8 protein-coding genes are annotated in these 11,048 nt (G+C 42.9%); all 8 read left to right on the forward strand.

Annotated elements, in window-relative coordinates; translation table 11 throughout:
- Window positions 1-18: 18 nt before the first annotated feature.
- The 8 genes from C1T29_RS04150 to C1T29_RS04185 are packed head-to-tail and all read left to right on the forward strand — an operon-like array spanning window position 19 to window position 11,045.
- Window positions 19-4,515: a non-ribosomal peptide synthetase gene (locus C1T29_RS04150; RefSeq protein WP_071581607.1), complete on the forward strand. Its 4,497-nt coding sequence runs from the start codon at window positions 19-21 to the stop codon at window positions 4,513-4,515.
- Window positions 4,512-6,017 (forward strand): serine hydrolase domain-containing protein, encoded by a 1,506-nt coding sequence (locus C1T29_RS04155; RefSeq protein ID WP_071581606.1) that lies wholly within the window; start codon window positions 4,512-4,514, stop codon window positions 6,015-6,017. Before C1T29_RS04150 ends, C1T29_RS04155 begins: the two co-directional genes overlap by 4 nt.
- Window positions 6,007-6,990, forward strand: coding sequence for a cysteine peptidase family C39 domain-containing protein (locus tag C1T29_RS04160; RefSeq protein WP_071581605.1), 984 nt, complete (start codon window positions 6,007-6,009; stop codon window positions 6,988-6,990). The genes C1T29_RS04155 and C1T29_RS04160 overlap by 11 nt, the downstream gene beginning before the upstream one ends.
- Entirely contained in the window at window positions 6,987-7,688 is a 702-nt protein-coding gene (locus C1T29_RS04165; protein ID WP_014663082.1) for a thioesterase II family protein, read from the forward strand. The genes C1T29_RS04160 and C1T29_RS04165 overlap by 4 nt, the downstream gene beginning before the upstream one ends.
- A 1-nt stretch (window position 7,689) precedes the next feature.
- Entirely contained in the window at window positions 7,690-8,544 is an 855-nt protein-coding gene (locus C1T29_RS04170) for a 3-hydroxyacyl-CoA dehydrogenase family protein (protein ID WP_071581604.1), read from the forward strand.
- Between the two features lie 15 nt (window positions 8,545-8,559).
- Window positions 8,560-9,621: an HAD-IIIC family phosphatase gene (locus C1T29_RS04175; protein WP_014663084.1), complete on the forward strand. Its 1,062-nt coding sequence runs from the start codon at window positions 8,560-8,562 to the stop codon at window positions 9,619-9,621.
- 25 nt (window positions 9,622-9,646) lie between these two features.
- Entirely contained in the window at window positions 9,647-9,916 is a 270-nt protein-coding gene (locus tag C1T29_RS04180; protein WP_003240117.1) for an acyl carrier protein, read from the forward strand.
- On the forward strand, window positions 9,903-11,045 hold the full coding sequence (locus C1T29_RS04185) for an acyl-CoA dehydrogenase family protein (RefSeq protein WP_071581603.1): 1,143 nt from the start codon (window positions 9,903-9,905) through the stop codon (window positions 11,043-11,045). Before C1T29_RS04180 ends, C1T29_RS04185 begins: the two co-directional genes overlap by 14 nt.
- The last annotated feature ends 3 nt before the right edge of the window (window positions 11,046-11,048 follow it).

Here is an 11,048-nt window from a genome sequence, read left to right on the forward strand (position 1 = left end):
ATTTGTAAAGAGGTGGAAATGTTGAGTGGTAACTTGAATTTATTTCCTCTTTCTCATCATCAAAAAAGAGTTTTAAATATCGAAAATTTATACCCCGAAACAGCTATTAATCATATTGGCGGCCTTATCCAAATCAATGGAAAACTTCATCTTGAGACATTAAAAAAAGCCATTCAGCATTGCATCAGACAGACAGAATCCCTCAGAATACGGCTCGTAAAGCAGGAAGGATCAGTTCTTCAATACATAGACGAAAAAGTGCAGGCCCATGTGCCATCAGTCGATTTCACTTCAACCGACCATCCATATGAAAGAATGCTAGATTGGGCCGAACGGGAATTTAAAATCCCTTTCTCTTTGTTTGATGGCGCGCTTGTTCAATTTTATGTTTTCCAAACAGATGAAGCAACATGCGGGTATTTAATAAAATGCCATCATATTGTTGCTGACGGCTGGTCTATGAAAATCATCATTGATAAGATTAAGGATCTGTACATGCTTCTGGCAAAAGGTGAACTGCCTGAAGAAGCCGCTGATGACTATTCAATTCTCATAGAAAAAGAGAAAAAATACCTTTCTTCGCCACGATATCAAAAAGATGCCGCATTTTGGAAAGAAGAATTTTCTCATTTGCCGGACAGCTTCTTGTCAAAAAGTTCAGCGAACATTGCTGGTAAACGCAAACGATTTAAACTAGACCAAGAACATTCTGCTGCTGTTTATGAATTTATTCAAAAGCAAGGCTCTTCGTTAAACGCATTGTTTACCGCATCGCTGTTTTGGTATGTAAGCAAAGCAACGGGAGAGACTGATTTGATAATCGGCACGCCGGTGCTAAACAGGTCTGGAAAGAAGGAAAAAAGCACGGCGGGGATGACTGTCAGTACGATGCCGTTCAGAAAGAAAACAGACCTTGACCAGCGTTTCTCAGATTTTTTACAAGAAGTCAATTCAGACTATATGAAATACTTTCTCCACCAACGGTACCCCTATGACGAACTGATAAAGGAATTACAGCTGGCAAAACAGGGATATGACCAGCTCTTCCAAATGTATATCAATTCATACAACACCGACCTTGCTTCTGATATAGATGGATGCCATGTCGAATATGATGAATTATATAACGGATCACAGCCTTATTCCCTTCAAATTGCAGTTAAAGAATGGGACGAAGGCGGGGCAATCGAATTGCAGTTCGACTACAAGGTAGCGGATTACAGCGAAACGGAAATTCAGCAATTGAAAGACCGTTTACTCCGCCTGATTTTATTGCTTATCGAGGACCCAGCCGTTCAATTCAGACATTTGTCTATATTAACTAAACAAGAAAAAAGGGACGAGATATTTAAGTGGAATCAGACGCAGGCCGACTATTCGAAAGAACAGACAATTAATCAATTAATTCAAGCAACAGTCTCACAGCATCCGTTTCGGACAGCGATAGAGGATGGGGGCAGACATGTTACTTATCAGGAACTGGATGAACGCTCCAACCAAATTGCCCGCTGCCTAATACATAAAGGAATAAGCCGCGGTGATTTTGTTGCCGTGAGCATGAAACACTCACCGGAGTTGATTGCTGTTTTACTGGGCATTTTAAAAGCAGGCGGCGCTTATGTGCCGATCGACCCCGAATATCCCGCGGAACGAATCAAGTATATTTTAGAAAATAGTGAAGCGGCGTTTTTGATTACAGACCCTCTTTTTAAAATAGACTGCCGTTTGCCAAGGCACGTGAAAAAAATCAGTATTGACTGCACCATGTTCAACGATTTAGATACGGGACAGTTAGACATCAGGAACGATCCTTCCGACATCGCATACATGATTTACACTTCTGGATCAACAGGGCAGCCGAAAGGCGTGATGATCGAACATCAAAGCCTTGTGAACTACATAACATCAGCCTCTCAGAATTATACTTCTTCCCAAGAGGACAGCTTTGCGCTGTACTCATCCATAGCTTTCGATTTAACCGTTACATCCATTTACACCCCATTAGTGACAGGAAATAAGATTGTCATTTACAGACAAGAAGATATCCCGGAATTTATACTTCATCAAATCGTAAAAGAAAAGAAAACAGCTGTCATCAAGCTGACACCAGCGCATTTAGCGTTGCTAAAAGATGCAAACTTAAAAGATTCCTCTATTAAAAGAATGATTGTTGGCGGTGAGCAGCTGTCTGTTTCTTTAGCACGCCAAATAACAGAAGCATCGGATCACCGCATCGAGATCTTTAATGAATACGGGCCGACAGAAGCGACCGTTGGGTGTATGATCCACAAGTATGACCGAGAACAGGATCAGCAAGCCTCGGTTCCAATTGGGGTTCCGCTGCAGAATACTGAAATTTATTTATTAGATGAACAGCTACAGCCGGTATTGCCGGGAACTCAAGGCGAAATGTATATATCAGGCGATAATGTCGCCAGAGGATATTGGAAGCGTCCGGATTTGCAAACCGAGCGTTTTCTGGATAACCCTTTCATAAAGGGCAGAAAAATGTATAAGACAGGAGATCTGGCGAAAAGAACGAATAGTGGATTGCTTGAATATGCAGGGCGTAAAGACCATCAAATCAAATTAAGAGGCTACCGTATAGAACTGGGAGAAATTGAATTAGCCCTGCTTTCTCTCGCGGAAATAGAAGAAGCGGTTGTCATTGATTTTGATGATTCACAGGGCGGAAAGCAATTGGCGGCATATGTAGTGAGCTCTGCACCTGTGCCAGTGCTGGAGCTTAGGAAAAAGCTTTCTGGCAAACTGCCCGTTTTTATGGTCCCGGCCTACTTTATCAAGATGGATCATATTCCGCTTACGCAAAATGGAAAAACAGACAAAGAAGCGCTCCCTGATCCTTTACTTTATCAAGAGCAGACAGATTACGGATTGTTAAATGAAGAGCAGAAAGAAGCTGAGGCGGTTCTTTTAGAAACCGCGAAGGAGATTCTCGGCCAGACAGACATTTGCCCAGAGGACCATTTTTATCAGCTTGGCGGAGATTCTATCAAAGCCATTCAATTCGTTTCGAAAATGAAAGAAAAAGGTCTTTTTATCAAGACTCAGGATATTATGACATATCCCGTATTTAGAGAACTTGTCAGTGCTGTGACCAGCAAACAATCGCCTGCAATTTCTCAACAACAGGCTGAAGGCAGAGTGATGGGCACACCGATTACCCAATGGTTCTGGTCCTTGGATTTAAAGTGCGCTCATTTCTGGCATCAATCGGTAATGCTAACTGCTGAAAAAGAGATTCACCTTGAAGACGTTAAGACGGTTCTGTCTCTTTTAATCAATCATCATGACAGCTTGCGAATGAATGTAGAAAAAGAGACGAATACCTTGGTCTATCATAATACAGATATCGAACCTTATATTGAATACTGGGATCTGTCTACTTTTTCCGAGGAAGAGCAAACCAAACAAATAGCGGTAATCGGGCAGGAAATGAGAAAAAGCACGGACTTATACAATGGAGTGCTTTTTAAAACCGGCATGATCAAAGCAAACGAAAAAACGCATTTATTATTCACAGCCCACCACTTAATCGCGGACGGTGTATCATGGCAAATCCTGATTGATGATTTTCTTGCTCTTTTAGATTCATTAGATAAGAAGGAAGAGAAGAGACTCCCTTTAAAGACACATTCTTATCAGGAATATTCACATTCGATCCATGAATACGCTTATTCACGTGAAGCGGAGGAAGAATGCAGTTATTGGAATGAAAAAGTGAAAAAAATTGAGCCGCTCTATGGGATTTGTTCGGAAAATTCCAAAGTTGAAAATAGCATAAAACTGAAACGGGTTTTGACAAGCCAGATGACCCAAAAACTGCTCAGTGAAGCAAATGAGGCATATCAAACCCAAACAAATGATTTGATTATCACTGCGTTAATCCGGGCTTGCCATCATTGCACAGGCAAAGAGGTTATTTCTTTGGAGTTAGAAGGTCATGGAAGAGAGCCATTAAAGGAAGACTTAGATTTTTCAAGGACGTTCGGGTGGTTTACAGCAATGTATCCCGCAGTATTTCAGGCAGAGGCTGATCTGCCAGCGCAAATCCGTTCAGTGAAAGAAAACCTGCGCAATATCCCCAATAAGGGGATTGGCTACGGCGCTCTCACCTATTTGAATAAACGAATGCCGGATCACAAGAAGCCTGAGCTGCGCTTTAATTATCTAGGAGAAGTTGACCGTTTTTTAGCAGATAAATCAGAATACCGCATGACTTATTTAAATTCAGGCGCTGAGTCATCGCCTGAAAATGATCTGACGGTCAGTCTTGATTTGACAGCGGGAATCTATGGCGGACAGCTAACGTTGGATTTAATCTGCAGCAATCTTTATCAGACAGAGGATATGGAACAGCTTTTAGATGAATTTTCTGTACAGCTGGAAGAGCTGACTGAACATTGCTGTAAACAAGAGTCTGTCGAATATACGCCATCAGATTTCGAAACCGCCTCATTATCTATTGAAGAATTGGATTCCTTGTTCAAATGATGAGAAACGTATGGCTGGTTTTCTGTCTTTGTATCTTGTCGGTTCAAATCTGGAGCGGCGGACACGCAAGCGCTCAGACGCCAGTTGATAAGCGCATTGACGCTCTGATCGAAAAGCAAATGAAGGAAAGCGGAATACCGGGGATCTCAGTGACAGTGGTAAAAGGAAATGCTGCGGTTTACGAAAAGGGGTTTGGTTATGCCGGCGACAGGCATAGCCGCCCTGTAACCGCCTCGACATTGTTTGAGTTGGGCTCAACCTCTAAAGCATTTACTGCACTGGGGGTACTTAAGCTTGTCCATTCGGGGGCAATCAGTCTAAATGACCCTGTCAGCCGGTATATCAGCGGATTTTATGCAGTTTACAACGGAAAGAAAACAGATATCACAGTTCATCAGCTGCTGCATCATACAAGCGGAATTCCATTTTTATCAATAGCGGATATCAAGATTGATTCTAAGGAAGATGCTTTGGAAAAAACGGCGAAGGGGCTAAAGGGAGTTGAACTTAGTCATAAGCCGGGAAGCACATTTGAATATGCCACAATCAATTATGATGTACTGGGATATATCATTGAACAGGCATCAGGCCAGCCGTACGAGCAATATATGGCTGAGCACGTTTTTAAGCAGTTAGATATGTCAAACACGTATGCTGGGCGGCACGCTGGTGATGACGGCGATGTATCATCAGGTTTTAAAATTGGATTTTTAAAGGCGAGAGCCTATGACGCGCCTGAGTATCGGGGAAACACGCCTGCCGGATATATTATCACGAACGCAGAGGATGTATCCAAATGGCTTCGATCTCAGCTGAATCACAGTGACGGTGATATAAGCCGTTTGATTGAGCAAAGCCACCTGCCTGATAAAAGCGTAAAAACGGACGAGCCTGGCGTGTATTACGGTGCGGGATGGTCAATTTTTGAAAAAAAGGGCAGGGTCAAAGAATTGTTCCATGCCGGCTCCAACCCGAACTTTTCTTCGTTTATTATCATCAGCCCTGACGATAATGCGGCTGTAGGGGTTTTGGCCAATATGAACAGCGCGTACCCTGAGAAAATTGCTCGTTCTGTTTTACAAGTGATTGCCGATCAAAACCAAAAGCAGGACGGTTCTGTCACTGATCCGTTTCAGGTCATTGATAAAGCTGCGGCTGCCTTGCTGGTTTTATTCAGTTTATTGCTTATTGTTCTGGTGTGGAGGGTTTATATTTTTCTAAAAAACGTTAAATCGAAAAATGTTCCCGTTCAGCAGCGAACAAGAATAAAGGCGCTGCTTTGGGGAGGGTTGCTGGCAGCCGGAATAGTGGTGCCGAAGCTTATTTCAGTCTTTGCCTTTAATGGCTTGCCTTGGAGCATGATATTTATTTGGGGGCCCGGATCTCTTCGTTATTTGGCGGCGGTTTATGGTTTGCTGCTCCTTGCCTCCTGTCTATTCGGTTTAACCGCTTGTTTTTTCAATCACCGTGCCGCAAGAAGGAGTGAGACGCATGAAATGTGAAACATCCATCCTTGGTATTCAGCCGTTTAACGACCTATTTTATCGCAGCTGTTTTTTTAACTGTTATTTTTCCGTGGTTCGCTCGTTTCAGCAAGAAATCTATCCTTATCTTTTAAATGACATGTATTCGTATCAATTGGATGAGGATGGTTATCCAATGGTTGATCGGACAGAAGTTTATGATCCTGAGTATGTCATGAATCAGCAGGGAATCATCGCGGATAAGCAATCGGTCAGCAGCAGTCTCATAGCTGATGTGAAACGCGATGTTCTTAAACATAAACCCGTCATCATTTGGTTGGATACATATGCGCAGCCTTATAGACAGGAATATATGTCTAAGCATAACCGGAACAGCATACTGATTTATGGCTTTCATGACGTAGATCAGTCTGTTCTTGCCATTGAAAACCGTTATCCCGATAACTTGTCATATGAAGCCAGAAATATTTCATATCAGCATTTGGCCAAAGCCTATCAAGGATTTCACAGTTATTTTCAGCCTCCTGCCGCTTTTCATTCATATGCCTCCTTTTCTTATGATCCGGGCAGGGACCGCTCAGGGCAAAGCATTTTCAAGGATGCGGCTGCCTTCTTTGCTCATAACATCACCGGGCATGTAGATCGGATGTTATCCGGTTTGGCGTCCTTCAGCCGGTTTACTGAGCAATTTCACAGCATAAGAGACAGCGAAAAGCTCCTTCATTCATTTAATGGAATTTTAAATGTGAAAAAAACAGAGCAATACCGCCTCGCATTTCTTCCGGATTTTCAACAGCTTGCCGCTGTGACATCTGACATTATTGATGAGTGGGAAGCAGCGCGGCATCTTGCGGCTAAGCTTTATTTTTCGGGGGGATCTTCTTCTGGTTATGAAGAGCGGATCAAAGATTCACTGAAAAAAGTGCTGGAGCTTGAAGCAGCCCATATTGAGTGCCTGAAGGATATAGGAAAAGAGGAGAGGGTCAAATGATCAAATTATTCTGTCTGCCGTATGCCGGGGGTTCGAGCACCATCTTCAGCGGATGGAAAAGGTTTCTTGATGCGTCAGTTGAACTGGTGGCCCTAGAGCTTCCGGGACATGGAACGAGAATGTCTGAGCCATTGCTCAATCGTGCAGAATCCGTGACGGAAGATCTGTTTATGCAAGCAAAATCTCATTTGGGTGATTCGGATTATGCCATTTTTGGGCACAGCATGGGATCGCTGCTTGCATACGAATTGCAAAGGAAATTAACCATGGAAAATAAACAGCCGATCCATATGTTTTTTTCCGGGCGTTTCCCGCCTCATATCCCGGAAAAGAAAGTGCTTCATCAGCTTTCAAATTCCGCTTTAAAACAAGCGATTATTGAGATGGGGGGTGTACCGGAAGAATTCAGCAAAAATGAGCAGGTGCTTGACTTTTTCCTTCCTATTTTAAGAGCTGACTTTGAGTTGCTGGAAACATACAGGAATACAGCAGTTGCTCCATTATCCTGCGATATTTCGGTTTTTTACGGCAAACGTGATCTGCCGTCAGTGCTGTTTGATTTATCTGATTGGAGTCAGTACACCGATCAGACATGCAGATTTTACGAATTTGAAGGAGATCATTTTTTCATTAATCAGAAGACAGAAGAAGTGACAGCTAAAATCAATCATATTTTGAATCAGACAGGAGTGGTATGAAATGGATTTCAGAACTACCGGTGTTATCGGAGGAGGCGTCATGGGGGCCGATATGGCTCTTGATTTATCTGCGAATGGGTATCAAGTGATTTTGCTGGATATCAGTGATGAAAAACTGAAAGCCGCAGAGGAAAACATTAAAAAGACATTCAGGCTTGTTCAACTGATGCGGAAAGAAAAATTCAGCATGTCACTGGAAGATGTGCTTGCTAACATTCAATTCACAACTGAGCCGCACAATGTAGAGCCGGCTGATATCATCATTGAAAACGTAACAGAAGATTGGGAGATCAAAAAACAAGTGTATTTACAATTAAAGGATATCTGCCGAGAGGATGCCGTCTACCTTGTCAATACAAGCTGCATCTCAATTACGAAGGTCGGTTCACTGATGCATCGTCCGGAAAAGGTAATCGGAGCACATTTTATGAATCCTGTTCCTCTGAAAGAACTTGTAGAGGTGATACGGGGCGATGCCACCTCTGACGAGACTGTCAATGCAACCATCGAGTTTTTGAAATCTTTCGACAAAAACCCCGTCGTTGTTCATGATTTGCCTGGCTTTGTGTCAAATCGTGTGTTAATGCTGACCATTAATGAAAGCATTTGGACGGTACAAGATCAAGTGGCGACACCAGCCAATGTGGATAAAATTTTCCGCGGCGGGTTCGGGCATAAAATGGGTCCGCTCGCGACTGCGGATTTAATAGGTCTCGATACAATCCTTAACTCCTTGCTGGTTCTATATGAAAGCTACAAAGATTCAAAGTTCAGGCCGTGTCCGCTGCTCGTGAAAATGGTAGACGCAGGAAAGTTAGGGAGAAAGTCAGGACAAGGATTCTTTCAATACAGTTAAAGGAGGGGCAGGCCATTGAAAAAGGGAGTTAAGTGTGTTGTCTGGGATTTAGATCATACGCTATGGGATGGTATTCTGCTTGAATCAGATGATGTAAAGCTGAAGGAACATATCAAAGAGATTCTGACTGAGCTTGATGAACGCGGCATATTGCTGTCTGTCGCCAGCAGAAATGACGAAGCTGCTGCTATGGAAAAATTAAAGGAATTTGGAATAGACCATTTCTTTTTATATCCGGAAATCAGCTGGAATGCCAAATCGGTCTCTTTGGAAAAAATCAGCAAAAACCTCAATATTCATAAGGATACGCTTCTCTTTATTGACGACCAAGCGTTTGAAAGGGAAGAAGTGAAAAATGCCCATCCGGAGATTTCGTGCTGGGATGCCGTTCGGTATAAGGATCTAATCGTCGACCCGTTGCTGAAGCCTGCATTCGTAACAGAGGATGCCAAAAGACGCCGGCAGATGTATCTGGAGGATGATCGCAGAAAAGAGGATGAAGAGCAGTTTGAAGGACCGTCCGAACAATTTCTTGCCACTCTGAATATGAAGTTTACGATCAGCCATGCGCAAGAAAGCGACTTGCAGCGGGCAGAAGAGCTTACGGTGCGTACAAACCAGCTGAATGCAAGCGGAAAAACATACGATTATCAGGAATTAAATTATTTCCGAGAATCAGACTCTCATATGCTGCTAGTCTGCGAACTTGAGGACAAGTACGGCTCTTATGGAAAGATCGGACTCTCTTTAATAGAAGAAAAGGGAGATGAATGGCATATTAATCTTCTTTTAATGTCATGCCGGGTTATGTCCCGCGGTGTCGGTACCATATTACTGACAGCTATTTTAAATGAAGCGAAACAAAAAGGGAAAAAACTGTTTGCCGATTTTAAACAAACAGATCGCAACAGAGTCATGTATATCACCTATAAATTTGCCAATTTCAAAGAACATACGAAGGGCCCGGACGGCTACATTCTATTTGAAAATGACCTGAGCCAGATTCAGCCGTATCCTGCGTATGTCGAGGTCAAAACGGAATTCAGCCAATCACCTGTTGCGGGAAGCAGCAATTAATCTAAATAGCGGGGAGAGCAAATAGATGAATCTTCATGAACAAATTAGAGAATATATTGAACAAAATTTGGTGGTCTTTGACGATGAAATCGAATTAACCAATGATGATCACATTTTTGAAATGGGATTTGTAAATTCTTTATTTGCGATGAAGCTTGTAACATTTCTTGAGCAAAACTTTGGGTTTCAGCTTGATAACGAAGATTTAGATATTGCCAACTTCAGCACAGTAAACCGAATCGTCAGCCTAATTGAAAAGAAACAGAACGGAGCGCTTGCTAATGAAAACAGCTGAGATGAAAGCCGACATCATTCAAGATTTCCGGGGTTACTGCGATGAAAAAATCAGACCTTTTGCAGGCGAATTTGATGAGAAGGAATGCATCCCGGCAGAATTAATAAAAGAGTTAGGGAGCAAATCTTATTTTGCTGCGGGGATTCCGGAAGTTTATCACGGATTGGGATTGAACCCTGTCGAGTACGGTTTGTTTACTGAACAAGCAGGAAAAGCGTGCTGTAATATTCGAACCCTTTTGACTGTAAATTCGTTAGTTGGTGAATCTCTGCTGCGGTACGGTACAGAGCGCCAAAAAGAAGAATGGCTTGTCCCTATCGGAAAAGGAGAGAAAATCGGAGCGTTTGCATTGTCTGAACCAAACATTGGTTCAGACGCAAACCACATTGAAACATCGTATGTAAAAAACGGAAGCAGCTATGTCATCAACGGCAGAAAAAAATGGATTTCCTTTGGCGCCATTGCTGACTTTTTTCTGGTTATAGCCCGGGATGGAGAAGTGGTTACAGCCTTTATTGTAGACAGCCGCCAGAGCGGAGTAACGGTAAAAAAAATGGAAGGCATGATGGCCAATAGAGCTTCTTATCTTGCGGAAATAGAGTTTGACGGCGTCGAGGTTTCTGATGACCAAATATTAGGGCCAATCGGGGGCGGTTTTAATTACATCGTTAACTTGGCTTTGGATCATGGCAGATACAGTGTAGCATGGGCCGGATTGGCGATTGCACAGGAAGCCGTCGATTCTTTAGTCACATACTCACGGAAGAGAAGCCAATTCGGAGAGAAGCTCTACAAACATCAAATGATTAAAGGAATGATCGGTGATGCCGTAACACAGCTGCATGCGGCCCGCGCCTTATGCATGAAAGCCGGCGAAATGCGGATGAAACAAGATCCAGAGGCCGTGACGGAAACGTCTGTCGCGAAATATTTCACTTCAAAGGTTGCTGTTGAGATTACCAATTCAAATGTGCAAATCCATGGAGGAAGCGGCTTCAGCAGAGATCATTCAGCAGCCCGCCTGTACAGAGAAGCCAAAGTATTGGAGATCATTGAAGGAACATCTCAAATTCAGCAGCAAGTTATAGCGAATTATGGATTGAGACGATATTTTGTCAAACATATATAGGCA

It is taken from the genome of Bacillus sp. MBGLi79, from assembly GCF_002953915.1.

Coding starts and splice junctions, on each gene's coding strand:
- C1T29_RS04160 (WP_071581605.1), top strand. CDS start 6,007: ATGAAATGTGAAACATCCATCCTTGGTATTCAGCCGTTTAACGACCTA.
- C1T29_RS04155 (WP_071581606.1), top strand. CDS start 4,512: ATGATGAGAAACGTATGGCTGGTTTTCTGTCTTTGTATCTTGTCGGTT.
- C1T29_RS04170 (WP_071581604.1), top strand. CDS start 7,690: ATGGATTTCAGAACTACCGGTGTTATCGGAGGAGGCGTCATGGGGGCC.
- C1T29_RS04180 (WP_003240117.1), top strand. CDS start 9,647: ATGAATCTTCATGAACAAATTAGAGAATATATTGAACAAAATTTGGTG.
- C1T29_RS04185 (WP_071581603.1), top strand. CDS start 9,903: ATGAAAACAGCTGAGATGAAAGCCGACATCATTCAAGATTTCCGGGGT.
- C1T29_RS04165 (WP_014663082.1), top strand. CDS start 6,987: ATGATCAAATTATTCTGTCTGCCGTATGCCGGGGGTTCGAGCACCATC.
- C1T29_RS04150 (WP_071581607.1), top strand. CDS start 19: ATGTTGAGTGGTAACTTGAATTTATTTCCTCTTTCTCATCATCAAAAA.